This window comes from Mesorhizobium caraganae, assembly GCF_016836705.1.
GTDB classification, from domain to species: Bacteria; Pseudomonadota; Alphaproteobacteria; order Rhizobiales; family Rhizobiaceae; genus Mesorhizobium; species Mesorhizobium caraganae.
On sequence record NZ_JAFCGY010000017.1, the window covers coordinates 31,767 to 47,361 of the forward strand.

Annotated in this window: 16 protein-coding genes and 1 pseudogene; 9 read left to right on the forward strand and 8 right to left on the reverse strand. The window is 60.6% G+C overall.

The features are described from left to right. Window positions 1-13: 13 nt before the first annotated feature. Entirely contained in the window at window positions 14-1,090 is a 1,077-nt protein-coding gene (locus tag JQK88_RS23865) for a class I SAM-dependent methyltransferase (protein WP_192247682.1), read from the reverse strand. 172 nt (window positions 1,091-1,262) lie between these two features. Between JQK88_RS23865 and JQK88_RS23870 the strand changes: the two genes are divergently transcribed. Beyond that, a complete protein-coding gene (locus JQK88_RS23870) occupies window positions 1,263-2,168 on the forward strand; it encodes a LysR family transcriptional regulator (RefSeq protein WP_203279614.1) in 906 nt (301 codons plus the stop codon). 135 nt (window positions 2,169-2,303) lie between these two features. Further along, the gene (locus tag JQK88_RS23875; protein ID WP_192247678.1) at window positions 2,304-2,603 is read left to right on the forward strand and encodes a hypothetical protein; all 300 of its coding nucleotides are present in this window, start codon (window positions 2,304-2,306) and stop codon (window positions 2,601-2,603) included. An 85-nt stretch (window positions 2,604-2,688) separates the two neighbouring features. Here JQK88_RS23875 and JQK88_RS23880 read toward each other — a convergent pair whose 3' ends face one another. The 6 genes from JQK88_RS23880 to JQK88_RS23905 all read right to left on the reverse strand — a co-directional run bounded on the left by JQK88_RS23880 (window position 2,689) and on the right by JQK88_RS23905 (window position 7,015). Beyond that, entirely contained in the window at window positions 2,689-3,009 is a 321-nt protein-coding gene (locus JQK88_RS23880) for a DoxX family protein (RefSeq protein ID WP_203279615.1), read from the reverse strand. A gap of 322 nt (window positions 3,010-3,331) precedes the next feature. Further along, a complete protein-coding gene (locus JQK88_RS23885) occupies window positions 3,332-3,808 on the reverse strand; it encodes a DoxX family protein (RefSeq protein WP_203279616.1) in 477 nt (158 codons plus the stop codon). Window positions 3,809-3,819: 11 nt separating this feature from the next. Beyond that, a complete protein-coding gene (locus JQK88_RS23890) occupies window positions 3,820-4,605 on the reverse strand; it encodes an HvfC/BufC N-terminal domain-containing protein (RefSeq protein WP_192247669.1) in 786 nt (261 codons plus the stop codon). Then, a complete protein-coding gene (bufB, locus tag JQK88_RS23895) occupies window positions 4,592-5,620 on the reverse strand; it encodes an MNIO family bufferin maturase (RefSeq protein ID WP_192247666.1) in 1,029 nt (342 codons plus the stop codon). The genes JQK88_RS23890 and bufB overlap by 14 nt, the downstream gene beginning before the upstream one ends. A 45-nt stretch (window positions 5,621-5,665) precedes the next feature. Further along, a complete protein-coding gene (locus JQK88_RS23900; RefSeq protein WP_192247663.1) occupies window positions 5,666-5,935 on the reverse strand; it encodes a BufA1 family periplasmic bufferin-type metallophore in 270 nt (89 codons plus the stop codon). A gap of 231 nt (window positions 5,936-6,166) precedes the next feature. Beyond that, window positions 6,167-7,015 carry a patatin-like phospholipase family protein gene (locus JQK88_RS23905; protein ID WP_246501430.1) on the reverse strand — a complete coding sequence of 283 codons (849 nt, stop codon included), beginning with the start codon at window positions 7,013-7,015 and terminating at the stop codon, window positions 6,167-6,169. A 438-nt stretch (window positions 7,016-7,453) separates the two neighbouring features. On the opposite strand from JQK88_RS23905, the gene JQK88_RS23910 reads away from it, so the two are divergent. From JQK88_RS23910 to JQK88_RS23925, 4 genes are all read left to right on the forward strand, one after another. Next, window positions 7,454-8,368 (forward strand): LysR family transcriptional regulator, encoded by a 915-nt coding sequence (locus JQK88_RS23910; protein WP_095775296.1) that lies wholly within the window; start codon window positions 7,454-7,456, stop codon window positions 8,366-8,368. 194 nt (window positions 8,369-8,562) lie between these two features. Further along, entirely contained in the window at window positions 8,563-9,045 is a 483-nt protein-coding gene (locus JQK88_RS23915; protein ID WP_203279617.1) for a cupin domain-containing protein, read from the forward strand. Between the two features lie 92 nt (window positions 9,046-9,137). Next, entirely contained in the window at window positions 9,138-10,340 is a 1,203-nt protein-coding gene (locus JQK88_RS23920; protein WP_203279618.1) for an MFS transporter, read from the forward strand. A gap of 42 nt (window positions 10,341-10,382) precedes the next feature. Next, on the forward strand, window positions 10,383-10,847 hold the full coding sequence (locus tag JQK88_RS23925; protein WP_203279619.1) for a DUF302 domain-containing protein: 465 nt from the start codon (window positions 10,383-10,385) through the stop codon (window positions 10,845-10,847). Window positions 10,848-10,910: 63 nt separating this feature from the next. On the opposite strand, the gene JQK88_RS23930 is transcribed toward JQK88_RS23925, so the two are convergent. Then, entirely contained in the window at window positions 10,911-11,966 is a 1,056-nt protein-coding gene (locus tag JQK88_RS23930) for a LysR family transcriptional regulator (protein WP_246749999.1), read from the reverse strand. 133 nt (window positions 11,967-12,099) lie between these two features. Between JQK88_RS23930 and JQK88_RS23935 the strand changes: the two genes are divergently transcribed. From JQK88_RS23935 to JQK88_RS23945, 3 genes and pseudogenes are all read left to right on the forward strand, one after another. Next, window positions 12,100-12,882, forward strand: a complete 783-nt coding sequence (locus JQK88_RS23935; RefSeq protein ID WP_281434895.1) for a 3-hydroxybutyrate dehydrogenase — start codon at window positions 12,100-12,102, stop codon at window positions 12,880-12,882. Between the two features lie 26 nt (window positions 12,883-12,908). Next, window positions 12,909-14,066 carry a patatin-like phospholipase family protein gene (locus JQK88_RS23940; protein WP_203279621.1) on the forward strand — a complete coding sequence of 386 codons (1,158 nt, stop codon included), beginning with the start codon at window positions 12,909-12,911 and terminating at the stop codon, window positions 14,064-14,066. A 63-nt stretch (window positions 14,067-14,129) separates the two neighbouring features. Continuing rightward, window positions 14,130-15,502 (forward strand): annotated as a pseudogene (locus JQK88_RS23945) (NAD(P)/FAD-dependent oxidoreductase). Window positions 15,503-15,595 lie beyond the last annotated feature (93 nt).

Below are 15,595 nucleotides of genomic sequence, written 5' to 3' on the forward strand. Positions count from 1 at the left end.
GATTTAGCCGGGCTTATGGGCGCGCTTCGAGCACCATGTTGAACGGCGTCTCGGTGGCGCGGCGGAATCGCTTGAACCCACCGCCCGTCACCACCTTGCGCAGCCTTGCCTCGCCCGCCTGAGCGCCGAGGCCGAGCCCAACCTCCTGCGACAGCGAGGCAGGCGTGCAGATGAAGGTCGAGGCGGCGTAGTAGATGCGGCCGACCGGATTGAGGTTCGCTGAAAGCTTGTCATGGGCGAAGGGTTCGACGATCATCCAAGTGCCGTCCGGCTTCAGCGCCTTGTGCACATGCCTGGCAGCACCTTCAGGATCGCCCATGTCGTGCAGGCAGTCGAAGAAGGCGACGAGATCGTAGGTGCCTGGAAAGTCCTTGGCCGCCGCCACTTCGAAGCGCGTGTTGCCGGCGACGCCGGCCTCCTTGGCGGCGGCGCGCGCCCGTTCGATCGACGGGGCATGATAGTCGAAGCCGGTGAAGCGCGAATTCGGAAATGCCTTGGCCATGAGCACGGTCGATGCGCCGTGACCGCAGCCGACGTCGGCGACGTCCATGCCGCGCTCCAGCTTCTCGGACACACCATCGAGCGCCGGCAGCCAGGAGCCGATCAGATTGGCGTTGTAGCCGGGCCGGAAGAACCGTTCCGTGCCGCGAAACAGGCAGGCGCTGTGATCATGCCAGCCCAGGCCCTTGCCGGAGCGAAAGGCCTGCCGCACCTTTTCTTCGTCAAGCCATAGCGTCGAGACGACCTCGAAGGCGCCGGCCATGAAGGCGGGGCTGTCCTCGTCGACGAAGACCTGTTCCTGCTCGGGGCTGAGGTAGAAGCTGTCGCCGGCCTCGTCATATTCGACATAGCCGGCGGCCGCCTGTGCCGAAAGCCATTCGCGGACCAGCCGCTCCTGCGTGCCGGTTCTTGCGGCAAGCTGCCCGGCGGTCATCTTGCCGCCCTCGCTCATTGCCGCGAACAGCCCGAGCCTGTCGCCCAGCAACACCGCCGCCCCAGTGGTGATGGCACCGAGATCGCCGACCATCTTTCCAAGCAGCGCCTCCAGCTTTTCCTGGTCGGGCTGTGTCTCCTTGTTGCGCTCCAACATCGGCTCTCTCCTCCGGCTCGGTCCCAAACACTCGGCATGGCGGAACACCCGATTCGGCCACTGAGATGGTCTCGCCATGGACAGGGGAGAAAGTTTACCTAAGGATAGAACCCGCCGATAATGCCGAGTTCTGATTGCGGCGATGCATGCCGGGCATCAGCGGGGATGTGTCATGGAAATGCACGAAATTCGTTATTTTCTGGCCGCCTGCCAGACGCTCAACTTTCGTCAGGCGGCGGACCTCGTGCATATCACTCAGCCTGCGCTCACCCGCGCCATACAGAAGCTGGAAGCTGAACTCGGTGGCCTGCTCTTCCATCGTGACAAGAGCCATGTCCAGCTAAGCGATTTCGGCCGGCTGATGCGAAGCCACCTCGATGAGATAGCGCAGCGTTCGGAGCATGCCAAACGCACTGCCAGAAGCTTCCTGTCGCTTGAGACCGCGCCGGTGACGCTGGGCGTGATGTGCACCATCGGCCCGCTGCGCTTTATCGGCTTCCTCAACGCCTTTCGCGAACGCTTCCCGGGCATCGAGGTCACCGTGATAGAGGGTGCCGCCGACTACCTCACCGACCTGCTGCTCAAAGGCAAACTCGACATTGCGCTGCTGGCGCGGCCCGAGCCGTTCGACCACCGGCTGAAAGCCGAGCCGGTCTACATGGAACGCTTCGGGCTCGCCTTCTCGACCGGGCATCGTTTCGAGACGCGCAACACGCTGCAGCTCGCTGACGTGCGGAGCGAGCCCTATCTCGAGCGCATCAACTGCGAATACGGGAGCCATATCGACGAGCTCTGCCAAAACCTCGGCTTCGAGATAAAGAGTGCCTACCGCAGCGAACGCGAGGACTGGATCCTGGCCATGGTCGCGGCCGGCATGGGGGTGTGCTTCATCGCCGAATTTTCGGCCAGCCAGCCGGGCGTCTGCCACCGGCTGGTTGTCGATCCCGAGATCGTGCGCGAAGTATCGCTGGTCTCAGTCGCCGACCGTCTACCCTCGCCCGCCATCTCCGCCTTCGCCAAGGCGGTGATGGAGTATGACTGGCACATATCGATGACGGCGGAATCAACTGGTCTTTAGGTCCGCCGTTCCGCCTTCGGCGCCAGTCAAACGGGAACCATACGATCACATCTTCGTGTCGATGTAACTGAGGGCAATGTTCGGCGAAGCCACGAATGGGGCAACTGTGCCCCCCAAAAAATGGGAGTATTCAGAATGCATTCGTTCAAGATCTTTGTTGTCGCCAGCATCGCCGCCCTTTGCGCCTCGCTGGCATTCGCCGAGGATACGATGGGCACGATGTCCATGATGAAGGGCGGGCAAGTCACAGCAATCATGCCGGACGGGCACATGGGCACCATGATGCCAGATCCCAAAATGACCGCCGAAATGATGAAAATGGCCAAGCCGATCAAGCATTGCATGATGATGATGACCGACGCCAAGGGCAAAACCTACATGATCGATACGTCGACCAAGAAGGCCCAGGCTGAGTGCGAAAAAATGGCGATGTGAGCAGCCCTCGCGCACAATCAACGCTTCCATCCCGCCGGCACACGCGCCGGCGGGGTGCCACCTATCCTCAGCCATCGAGAGCATGTCACTGCCTTGGTTTATCTCGCCTGTTCATCGCCGAGGCGATCGCCATCGGGACACTGACGATCGGAATGAATGCACCAGCCAGCACAGCACCGCCGCCGACAAGCTCAACCAGCGTTGTCAACCATGCTAGCGCTTGAGGCTCTGGGACTCCCAGTGTCTGAAGCACGACGCCAAAGCTTCCCGGCCCTCTGCCGAGCTTGGCATAGCCATGGGCAAGGAAGCCAAAGCCCACGATCAACCTTATCGGCAACGGCGCCCATGCGCTGGCAAAAACTTGAAGGGTAGAGTGACGTTTTTGAGAGAAGTCGACTGAAGACATGCTGGCGAACTTTCTTGTGGATCCGGTGCGCGAGAGCTCAACTTCGTCCGAAGAGGCGAGACGACTTGCATTAATCCGTATTCGCCCGCGCCGAGTTCCCGTTACCGCCTTACAGCAACGTGACCGCTGTCGGAATTCTTGGCGACGCAAGACCGAAGATCGCTGTGTCAACCCTTGAGCTGCACCTAGCCCACGCGAGAGGTGTCAGTTCAGGAACGGCGGCCCGCAACGCTGTGTCCAGTGGGTTGGACAACGCTCCTTCATTCGGCAATCAAAGCACGGGTGAAGATGCACATCGGGTCAGCCTCCTCGGCTGAAATGTTCAGGTTTTGGAGGCCGAAGCGATTCGATCGGCTACACAGTCGAGTGAGAAAACCCCTGCACCACGCGTAAGCACCAGCAGCAACAACGAGGCCCACAGCAAATGCTCGGCCCAGTTCTCCGGGAAAACGAAGATCTGGATCACTGAAACAACGCCGAGCAGCATCAGTGCACCGAGGCGCGAGAACAGCCCCAGGAAAAGCAGCATCGCCCCGGTGATCTCTGCCGCTGTCGCCAGCGGCGCCGCGATCGACGGATCGATAAGCGGCAGATTGTATTCGCTGGCGAACAGCTGCAGCGTCACCGGCCAGGACGCAAGCTTCGATTGTGCAGACTGCCAGAAGACATGCGCAATCGCGACTCGAGCCGCGAGTTGGACCAGCGAAAACGGGATCCGCTCCGGCAACTTGATCACTCGTCGGCAAAGACCAACAAGGCCGGCAGGGCGAGGCGTGGAATATTCTGGTATCGCAGTCATGATCGTCTCCTTCAGTTTGAGAGAGGGTGCACCGGGACGCGCACCTCGGTGACGAGCCTGTCGCGAAACAGACGCACAAGCGCTGAAACCAGGTCGAACGCCGGGTCGAGCGCCAAGGCGCGGCCAGTGGCATGCTCAAGGCCGAAGCCGTGCTTCAGCGAATGCCAGAAGGCGAAGCTCGCGCGGTCGAGCAGAAAAAGCCGCACATAGTTCCCCGATCGCCACAGCGCCACCCGTTCGGGGCGCCTTGTCCAGGTGATTTTTTCATCGGCCGCCGTCTCCCGTTGATGCTCCATCCATACCGATAGGATCGACCAGTGGGAGATGATCAGTCGCAGTGAAGGCTGGAGCAGGATATCGGGCGACAGCCCAAGGTCGGTGCTGTCGTATTCTGCGAGACTGCGGGCCGGCAGCGAAGCTGTATCGAGCGCTTCGGCAATGGCCCATTCGAGCCGCGCCGTCTCGGCGACGATCGGCATGTCGGACAGGGTGTCGATGGTCTTCAGGAAGCGAGGGAAGCCCGCGCCATAACGCGCCAGGCGTGACTCCGCCGGCGGATGCCGTCGAATGAACTCGTTCGCCACAAAGCGGAAGAAACGTTCATCGACCAAGCGAGCCGTAACGGGGAAGACAGCCATCAGAACGGCAGTCAACGAACTGCGCGTATTGTTCTGGTAGATGCGCAGGCGAGCCATTGGGTCGGCCTTGCCGGCGGTCAGCATTTTTGCGTCGATCAGTGGCTCCATGGCCAGCACCGAGCGCGCCACGATAGTCTGCAGATGTTCAAGCGGCAGCATGATATCCTCCCTCGATTGTCGGCAAGGCCATGTGCATGGCCGGTTTGGCTCTGGCAGCGGCAAATGCCGCAAGCACAGGCATGCTGGTTCGGGTGTTTTCGAAAGTCGGCAGGCTGGATACCGGCAGGACCATAGTCGGGGCGGTCTGCCTTGCGGCCTGCTTGCGGCTGAACATGATCGAAGCGGAGAGCATGTCGGCCCACATAGCCTCGCCGAGCAACACGTCGAGAACTGGAACATCGGTATCCCATTCGATCAGCGTAGGGCGCGGCCCGAGATGGCTGATGGCATGGTGATAGAGCCCCCAGACAACTGGCGGCACACGAGACCCGTGGTCGTCGATCAGGACGGTGTCGCCCCCGACCTGGTTGGTCGCGTGACCGGCAAGGTGGATCTCCCCGATGGCATCGGCGGGCAAAGCGTCGATAAAGGTCTTTGCGTCGTATTGGAGATTGTGCGCCGAAACCTGAACGTTGTTGACGTCCAGAAGCAGGCCGCAGCCAGTTTGCGCCACCAGCTCGGCCAGAAATTCAGCTTCATTCATGGAGGAATCCGCAAACGCGACATAGGCGGACAGGTTCTCGATCAGCACACGTCGCTTCAACGCATCCTGGACGGTCGCTACGTTGCGCGCCACGATCGCCAGCGCCGCTTCGTCATAGCGAAGCGGCAGCAGGTCGTTGAGATAGGCGCCGTCGGCAACGCTCCAGGCAAGATGCTCCGAAACAAGATCAGGCTGGAACCGCTCGCAGACCTTGCGCAGCCTTTCCAGATGATTGCGGTCCACGCCTTGTGCGCTGCCCAGAGACAGGCCGACGCCGTGCACCGACAGCGGATATATCTGGCGCAGCCGTTCAAGCGCCTCGACGGCGGCGCCGTCGCCCATATAGTTCTCGGCATGCACCTCGAGCCAGCCGGCGGAGGGTCTGCGGGTCAGCATCTCGCTGATGTGAGGAGAGCGCAGACCGATGCCAGCGGATGCCGGGATCGTGAGGGGCTGAAATGCACGGGACATCGGTCTGCTCCCTTCCAAAGGGTGTTGGCTTGAAGTCTGGGTCGGTCAGGCTTTCGGCTTGTCGCTGCCGCCGGTGATCTTGGCGCAGCTGCCGGCCGGCACGTAGAGCCAGGAATCCGGCTGGTTGTCGGCGGTCGAGGTGCCGGCGCATGAGTGCGTCGCAGTCTGGCAGTCGTTCTGGCCGGCCTTGACGACGCCATAGCACTTCTCGAACGAGAAGCTGGGCTTGGCGGCCGGGCCGCTATAGGCTGCAGTTGCAGCAAGCGAGGTGGCTGCCGCGAGGGCCGATCCGATGAGGGTCTTGGTGTTGATCACGGTCGTTTCTCCTGGTTGCGTTTCGAGGGAAGACTGACCTGGCGGCCTGTCTGCAAGCAGTGTCGTCGAACGCGCGGTGAAACTGAAATGCTGTCTCGGCATGGATTTGATACGCCGTCACTATGTTGAGGCGGATAACGAGCAAAAGCCCTCCGGCGGGGAACCGGAGGGCTTTGGCGCCTACACGTCGTGAGCGGAGCGAAGCAGGCGCGGCCAGGCGGAGGGAGGCGCCTAGACGTATCGATTTTTGCTGTCGACGACCGAGCTTTCGTTTGAGGGTGGGTGGTCGGCGAGAAGCCAATCCTCGGCTCGCTGCCGTCCGCGGTCACGCATATCGGTCAATTCGCCCCAGTCGGTCCAAGGCCTTGTAAACAGCGCAGCACTTGTTCTGTGATGGCTGTCGAAGATGGTATGGACAGATGCCCAGTTCATGGCATTTGTGGCAAGGTGGTGAGCCGCACAAGGCGTCATGCACCCGGAGGGTTTGCCCGTGACGATCAGCCAATGCCCACCCTCGATCGGCTGCACCGGCGGTAAGGCCGAAAATTCGCCTTCGCCCCAATACGGATCGCCATCGATTTCCACGGCCGGGAACAGAAATGGAACTGTCGCCCCGGCCAGGATCGCGTCAATCGACAATTGATCGCCGGTGAAGATCGTCACGCTGTCGGTGCGGGCATTCGAAGCCAGGATGTTGAGCTTCAACCGGCAGCTATTTTTGCGCAACTCGGCAATGTCGATCGACTGTTCCAGGATCGATCTCAGCGGATTGCCCGTAGCGACTGCAGACATCGATGCGTGGCTGACGCGCCGCCAGAAATTGGTGAGCGCCGTCCTTGCGCCACGCCGGCCGCCCAGAGCCAGTCCGTAGGCAAGAACCGCTGCCTCCATGCCTCCGAAACCCGACGCCGTGATTGTGCGGAAGGAAAGGCAAGGTTCATCCAGCAAGCGATCGAGCACGCCCCAGACAAATGCGCCGTGAGCGTCGCTTGCCAGGGTAATGTCGATCAGCTGGCGGTCTTCAATCACCAGTTTTGCACCGGCAATAGAGGCCTGGTCGGTTGCGGCCTGGATTTCCATCTTTTGGGTCTCCTCCCGAACAACGCCAGTCAAGGCGTTTGATGGAGACACTGCCGCATGATCCGCCATTGGCGAAATGCCAAGGTGGCATGAACTCCATAGGCAGATTGCATTGGCTGCAATCCCTTGCGCGGCGCCATGGTTTGCCAGGCGAGAATCCCACGATCTCGCTTTGGAACTGGCGCTACCACGGTCGCCGGCAGGCCTGCACCGACCGTTCCGGGCAACACAGGGATGACGTCACGATGGCGAGCGGTCTGCTCGCCACCTCTTTTGGTGGCCAGCTGCTGCGCAAAACAAGCTGTCCGCAGCGCCAGCCATCAAGGGCATCATGACGGACCGCTATCGACTTTATAGCCGCAGTGCATTGGCGCCAAAGCGAGCCTTGCGGCAGTCTCCGAAGCGCGAGCAACCTCGTGCAATTGGGGATAAATCGGCATGGACATTCACCACATCCGCTACTTCCTGGCCGTGTGCGAGACACGAAACTTCACGCGCGCAGGCGAAAAGTGCAACGTCACTCAGCCAGCTCTGTCTCGCGCCATCCAGCAACTCGAGGAAGAGGTCGGAGGGTTGCTGTTTCGCCGCGAACGAAGCTTGACCCACCTGACCGATCTGGGTGTGCTGCTCCGCCCCCGTTTTCAGCAGATCCTCGACGAACTGACTGGAGTGCGGCAGGAGGCATCGAGGTTCCTGTGCCTGGAAAACGCCAACCTGAAAGTCGGCGTCATGTGCACGATCGGGCCCCGTCGCTTCACCGGCCTGCTGACCGATTTTAACCGGCGTCAGCAGGGGATCCAGCTGCAACTGGTTGAGGGGGTTCCGGCATCGCTCTCCCAACTTCTGGAATCCGGCGAGATCGACGTCGCGATCATGGCGTCAAGCGACAGCTTTCCGGACCGCTTCGACGTCACACCGCTTTATCGCGAGCGCTTTGTCCTCGCCTTTCCAAACGGCCATCGGCTGGCCCGCAATGACAACGTGGCCATCTCCGAACTCGATGGTGAAAATTATCTCAGACGTCTCAATTGCGAGTATCGCGATCACCTCGCCGGCCTGTGCACGGATCGGGGCGTGAAGCTCAGGATCTCCTACGCCAGCGAACGCGAGGACTGGATCCAGAATATGGTCTCCGGAGGGCTAGGCATCTGCTTCATCCCGGAATTCAGTGCGGTGATCCCGGGGTTGCAGGTCCGTCCCGTGATTGATCCTGAGGTCTGGCGGGAAGTATCCCTGGTTGTCGTTGCGGGGCGCAGGTTCTCGCCTGCGGCATCGGCTTTCGTAAACAGCGTCAAGGCGCATGGCTGGCCTGAGAGCGCAATCGTCCAGGCGATCCAGAAGACCGCTGCCTGAAGCAAAATTGAAGAATTAGGGGATCACACGGGGCGGTTGCCGCGTGTGGTCCTGATGCAGTTGCCGTGCTCTACCATAGTTTTCAGGTATCGATTTGAGAGCCAGTCAGCATTTCTCTTTTCGGATCGCTCCGGTCACTCTCCCCGTCATGCCCCGCCTCCCGCGTTTGGGCACCGACAAAGGAGAAATACAAGATGGCTATCAAGAAACTCACCCTTGCATTTGCGGCAGGTCTGCTTTCGGCAACCGCTGCATTGTCCTCTGCTCCAGCCTTCGCCGGCGACTGCCCTGCCGGCCAGGCCGCAACGACCGATATCCAGGAACATCCCAGCAAACCGGTTGGCGTCGTCGACACGGTTCTCTCGGCGATCGATTTGAGCAGCAAGGGCGAGGCCTGGAAAGGCAATATGCTGCGTCTTCGCAAGCTCGTCGTTCAGCCAGGCGGCGTCGTGCCGTGGCATGAGCACAATCTGCGCCCGGCCAACATCCTCATCGTCGAAGGCTCGATCACCGAATACAGCAGCACCTGTAAGGTGGGCATCGAGCACCCGGCTGGTGATGTGACCGCCGAGTTCGGCCAGCTCGCCCATTGGTGGAAGAACAACGGCAAGGTGCCCGCGGTGCTCTATTCCGCCGACGTCTTGCCGCCCGCGATGCCCGACGACCACATGATGTAATCTGAACGTTTCGGCGGACAGTTCCCACACTCAGCAACCGAATGCGCGTCCTCAGGTAATCGCCTGGGGACGTCCGGCCGAGGAGCCTCGTCATGACAACCAGTGAACAGACAGAAATGACGCCGCTGCACAACGTGGCCGCAGATAGTTGGCGCTTTGGCCTTGTTGCGCTGATCGCATTTCTTACGCTTGTCGATCTGTTCGCCACCCAGGCAATACTGCCGTCACTGGTGATAAAATTCGGCGTCAGCCGTGCAACCATGGGCTTCGCCGTCAACGCCAGCACGTTCGGCATGGCGGTTGCAGGTATCGCTGTTGCCCTCTTCGGGCGCGGCATTGATCGCCGCAACGGCATCTGGATCAGCTTGGCCATATTGGCGATCCCGACAACACTGCTTTCGCAGACCGACAGCATAGTCGTCTTTGCCCTCCTGCGCGTTGCGCAAGGCCTGTGCATGTCGACCGCGTTCACGCTGACGATGGCCTACCTGGCCGAACATTTCTCCGCACGGCAGACGACCAGTGCGCTCGCCGCCTATGTAACGGGCAATGTCGCCAGTAATTTCTTCGGGCGACTGATGTCGGCCGCCGTCGCCGACACATTCGGCATCTCCACCAACTTTCTGACCTTCGCGGCTCTCAATTTGTCTGGCGCAGCGCTTGTCTGGTTCACGCTACAAAAGGCTTCGGCAGCGATGCGCGTCGATACGGTCGATCAATCTGCCCGCGCATCCTGGAAAGGCCCGCTGGAGAATGCCGAACTACGTGCTTGTTTCGCGATCGGCTTCCTGATCCTTTTCGTCTTCATAGGCACCTTCACCTATGTAAATTTCCAGCTTGTCGTCCCGCCGCTGTCGCTGTCACCGATGGCACTGGGACTGATCTATTTCGTCTTCCTGCCATCGATGCTGACCACGCCACTCGCCGGACGTGTCACGGCCGGCCTTGGCCCACGGATCGGCATCGGCGCAACGCTTGCGATGGCAATCGTTGGGTTGTTGCTGTTGCTCACAACCAGCCTGCCGATCGTCCTTGCAGGGATGGCGCTGGTCGCCATGGGAACCTTCCTGGCGCAAGCGATAGCAACGGGACACGTCGGCCGGACCGCCTCGCGCGATCGCACCGCTGCGAGCGGCATCTACTTGGCCTCCTACTATGGGGGTGGGCTCGCTGGCAGCTTCGTCATCGGACAGATTTACGACCGGATCGGGTGGACGGCATGCGTGGCCGTGCTCGTCGCCTTCCTTGCCGGCGCCATCGCGGTGGCGCGCGTGCTGCAACCTCCAAAGACGTGACACCCAAGACCGAAAAATGACCATTCAACAAAGGAGACTGACATGAGCAACTACCTCAAGACCATGATTGCCGGAGCCGCCACGCTGATAGCTGGTGTCATCCCAGCCGCCGCTTCTGACGGCGTCGTCACAGTGAAGAGCGACTATTCCATCACTGAAACCGTCGCCCGCATCAAGAAGGATGTCCTCAAGAAAGGCATTAAGTTCTTCGGCGTCATCGACCAGGCAAAGCTGGGCAACAATGCCGGAAACGATGTCAGGCCGTCGCGACTGGTGATGTTCGGCAACCCGGCCCTCGGGACAACCTTCATCACATCCAATCCCGAAGCCGGTCTCGACTGGCCGGTGCGCGTGCTGGTCTATCAGACTGCGGATGGCGCGGTTTACGCCGCCTATAGCGACTTCGACTGGATCGCCAAGCGTCATGGCATCACCGACCGCGCCCCGCAGTTCAAGATGGCAACCGAGGTCATCCAGTCGGTGACCTCGACAATCAGGAAGAATTGAGCGTGGACATGTGCCGGAGATCCATCACTCTGGCATGGGAAAGAACGTGTTTGCGCGCAGAGGCTATTCAGCGGCGGACAACGCCTTTGCACGCTCGCCGAACCACTTCTTCTGCGTGGCCTCGCGCACGAGTGCGCCAACCGCCGGCGAATGCCTGCGGCCGCGCACCGTGACGAGATTGACCTCGCGCCAGAATTCCGGATCGGTGATCGGCAACGGCACCACTCCGGGATGCTTGGCGGTATGCTCGGGCATGAATCCGAAACCAAGCCCGGCGGCGATCATCGCGAGTGTCCAATCGTCGCGATCGCTCCAGTAAACGGGACTGACGGTGACGCCCTGCTCGGAAAGAATGGCGTCAGCATAACCGGCAAACTCGCAATTATTTCGGTGGATGTAGGTCTCATTGCTCATATCCGTCACCCGCACGCTGCGCTGGTTGGCCAGCCGATGGTTCAGATGAACGGCCATCACCATCTGCTCCTGAAACAGCGGCAAGGAGTGAACCTCCGCATCGGGCACATTTGACGGCAACGCGTAAATTGCTGCCTCGAGATCTCCTCCGAGCAGTCGTTTGCGCAAGCTCACTGCATCGGCATCGCAAAGATGAAGCTCCACGCCCGGATGGTGTGTGCGCACGGACGAGATGAGTTCGATGATTTCGTCCGGAGCAATCGTGCTCATTATGCCGACCCGGAGAGGCGTCTTCTTCAGGTGCACATATTGCTCGGCGATCTGCTTTGCCTGCCTGGAGTTCTCGAAAACGCCTTCGAGATAGGTCTCGACCATGCGACCGAGTTCCGTCAGGTGAGTGAAGCGCCGTTCACGGTAAAAAAGCGCGCCGCCGAACTCGTCTTCGAGCAGCTTGATCGCGCGCGACAGTGCCGGCTGCGTAACGTTGCACTGCTCGGCCGCCCTAGTGAAATTCAGTTCCTTGGCGACGGCCAAGAAATACCTGACCTGGCTGATCTCCACTGCACGCTCCCTCAACAGACGTGCATACGGCACGGCCCGTTGCCGGTTGATCTTACTAGTTGCCCCAACGTCAAACAACCCGATCCGGCGATTGATATCCCCAGCCGACCGATTGACGATCTGACCGTGGGCTATCGAATCCATGTCTCAACGGCATTTCCGCTGCCTCCAGCCGCGCGCCATACTTGGCCCAGAAGTCGAAACTGGGCGCCAAGGCCCCCCGCTCGCAGCCGTTTACAGGCCATTTCGGCCCCGGCCTCAACCGAAGGAAACAATGATGTTCAGAGGAAAGACGGCACTGATCACAGGCTCGACCAGTGGCATCGGCCAAGGCATTGCCGAAGCCTTCGCCGCGAAGGGCTGCAACATTGTGCTGAACGGCTTCGGCGATCTCGGTGAGATCGAGTTGCTGAGGGCCAAGCTTGCCGCGGACCATGGTGTGACCGTTCGCTACGACGGCGCGGACATGAGCAAGGGCAGCGCGATCACCGCCATGATGGACAAGGCAATCGCCGAGTTCGGCGCGGTAGACATCCTCGTCAACAATGCCGGCATCCAGCATGTCGCACCGATTGACGACTTTCCGATCGAAAAATTCGAGGCGGTCGTGGCGATCGATTTGATGTCGTCGTTTTACACGATCCGGCGCGCGCTGCAGGCCATGAAAGAACGCAAATGGGGTCGCATCATCAATGTTGCATCTGCCCACGCGCTCGTCGCTTCGCCGTATAAATCCGCTTATGTCGCTGCCAAGCACGGGGTCGCCGGTCTGACCAAAACGGTCGCGCTTGAAGTCGCTGAGCAAGGCATTACCGTCAATGCGGTCTGCCCAGGATACGTCCTCACCCCATTGGTCGAAAAGCAGATACCCGACACAGCCAAGGCGCGCGGGATCACGGAAGAACAGGTGATCAAGGACGTGCTCCTGGCAGCCCAGCCAACCAAACAGTTCGTGACTGTAGCTGAGGTTGCGGCGCTCTGCCTGTTCCTAGCCTCAGAGGACGCGGCTTCGATCACCGGCGCGATCGTGCCGATCGAAGGCGGCTGGACCGCCCATTGAATCCGGCAACGAGGAGCTGAACAACCATGAACAAGATCACCAGAAATCCTTCGGCGTCGGAACCTGTGCAAGCGGCCGCGAGTGTGGCCGGTGGTTCGGTCCAGCGACAGACCGTGCTGGTCCTGCAGGGCGGCGGCGCGCTGGGAGCGTATCAGGCCGGCGTCTACCAGGCGATGGTCGAAGGCGGGATCGAGCCGGACTGGGTGATTGGCACCTCGATCGGCGCAATTAACGCCGCGCTCATTGCCGGAAACGAACCACAAGACCGCCTGCCAAGACTGCGCGAATTCTGGGATGGCGTCGGTCGCAGCAGTCCGCTCGACGAGTTCTTCCGGATGATGGTTCCAAGCAACATTTTTGCCAATATGGGCACGGTGATACGTGGCATACCGGGATTCTTCGAGCCCAACCCAAGCGCCATGTTCGGGGTCAATCGCGAAGTGGGTGTGGAGAATGCATCCTACTACACCACCGATCCGCTCAAGCGGACGCTAAACAACCTTATAGACTTCGATTGCCTCAACCGCCGTTACACGCGGCTGACAGTCGGCGCTGTCAACGTCAACACCAGCGAACTCAAATACTTCGATAGCAGCCTGATGCCGTTGTCGGTGGCCCATATCATGGCGTCGGGCGCCTTGCCGCCAGCCTTCCCGGCGGTCTGCATCGACGGCGAGCCCTACTGGGATGGCGGCATCTATTCGAACACGCCCATCGAGGTCGTGCTGGACGAGCGTCCTCGGCGCGACGCGCTGATCTTTGCCGTCAACATGTGGCAACCGCGCGCCACTGAACCGAAATCGATCTGGCAGGTCATGGGCCGGCAGAAGGATCTTCAATACGCCAGCCGCGGACGTAGCCACGTCGCCCGTCAGGAGCAACTGCATCGCTTGCGCCACGTCGTGCGCGAAATGGGAAAGTTGGTCCCTGAAGAGCAGCGCGAGCATCCAATGTTCAAGGAGCTTGCGTCCTATGGCTGTCCGTCCGTCATGCATCTTGTGCGGCTGCTGTCACCGCGCCTCGACGGAGAGGACCACACCAAGGACATCGACTTTACCCGCGCAGGCATCCGCACCCGCTGGGAGGCCGGATACGAGCACGGGCAACGCGTCCTCTCGGAGAAGCCGTGGGAATGCGAAGTCGACATGCTCCAGGGCATCGTTATTCACGAATCGCAAGAGTGAGTTGTTCCGGCGGCGAGCCCGAGCAAAAGACGGAGACTACCGATGCAGATCATCACTCCTGGGATGCGGCTGGTTCCGGAAGCCGTGCTCGCCAACGACGCCGCGCTTTTCCGCACGATACCGGAGACGCCATCTCATGCCGACAGTTCACGGCATCGCGTAGTCATCGTCGGCGGAGGTGCCGGTGGGTTGGAACTAGCAACGCGCCTCGGGCGCAAGTTCGGCAAGCGGCGGCTTTCAGTTACGCTAGTCGACCGCAATCGCACACATGTCTGGAAGCCACTTCTGCACGAAGTGGCGTCCGGGGCGTTGAATCCGTCGAACGAAGCAGTGGAATACATCGCACATGCCAGCCGTCACCACTATCGCTACCGGATCGGCGAAGTCGTCGGCATCGATCGCGCCAAGCGCCAAATCTTTGTTGCGCCGAGCTTCGACGATGACGGCCGGCAAATCATCCCCCCACGTGTGTTGGGCTACGACACGCTGGTGCTGGCCGTGGCAGCGTCAGCAACGATTTCGGCACGCCTGGGGCGGCACGTCACGCCATTGCGCTCGACACGACCGGTCAGGCCTCCCGTTTCAACAAGCGCATGATCGACGCCTGCCTGCGTGCGAACGCGCAATACGAGAAGCTTTCACCAGGCCAACTCCATTGCATCATCGTTGGCGCCGGGGCGACCGGCGTTGAACTGGCCGCCGAGTTGCACAAGTCGATGCGAGAAATCGCCTCGCACAATCTCGACAACATCGATTTCGAAAGGCTGATCCGCATCACCATCGTCGAGGCAGGACCGCGCATCCTGCCGGCTTTGCCGGAACACCTTGCGCGCTCTTCCGCGCGCCGGCTTGTTGATCTCGGCATCCAGATCCGATGCGGCATAAAGGTAACCGAAGTGACTGAAGACGGTATCAGGCTTGGCGAGAAGCTGTTCGTGCCAGCTGAACTCGTCGTATGGTCCGCGGGGATAAAGGCGCCGGATTTTCTGAAGCAACTCGATGGCCTCGATACGGATCGCATCAATCGCCTGGTCGTGGATGCGACGCTACGGGCAAAGGGAGATGAAAGCGTGTTTGCGATCGGCGACTGCGCGAATTGTGTGTTGCCCGGCAGCGAAGATCCCTTGCCGCCGCGCGCCCAGACGGCCCATCAGCAGGCCGACCATATGGTCAAGGTGATTGCGGCACGCCTCGAAGGGCAGGCGGCGCCCGCGTTCCGTTACCGCGACTACGGTTCTCTCGTTTCACTGGCAGACTACGGCACCTTCGGCAGCCTGATCGGCGGACTGAAGGTCGAGGGTTTGCTTGCCCGGTTGATGTATCGCTCGCTCTACAAGATGCACCTCAACGCGGTGCACGGGACCTTCAAGACCATGCGGGATATAATCGTGGGAATCCTGTCGCACCGCACCAAACCGCGGGTCAAATTGCATTGAATCTCGGTAGGCCGGGACGGTGGAAAAATATGATGTCGCGATCCTCGGTGGCGGTGGTGCAGGGATGGCTGTGACAGTAGCCACACGCGATGC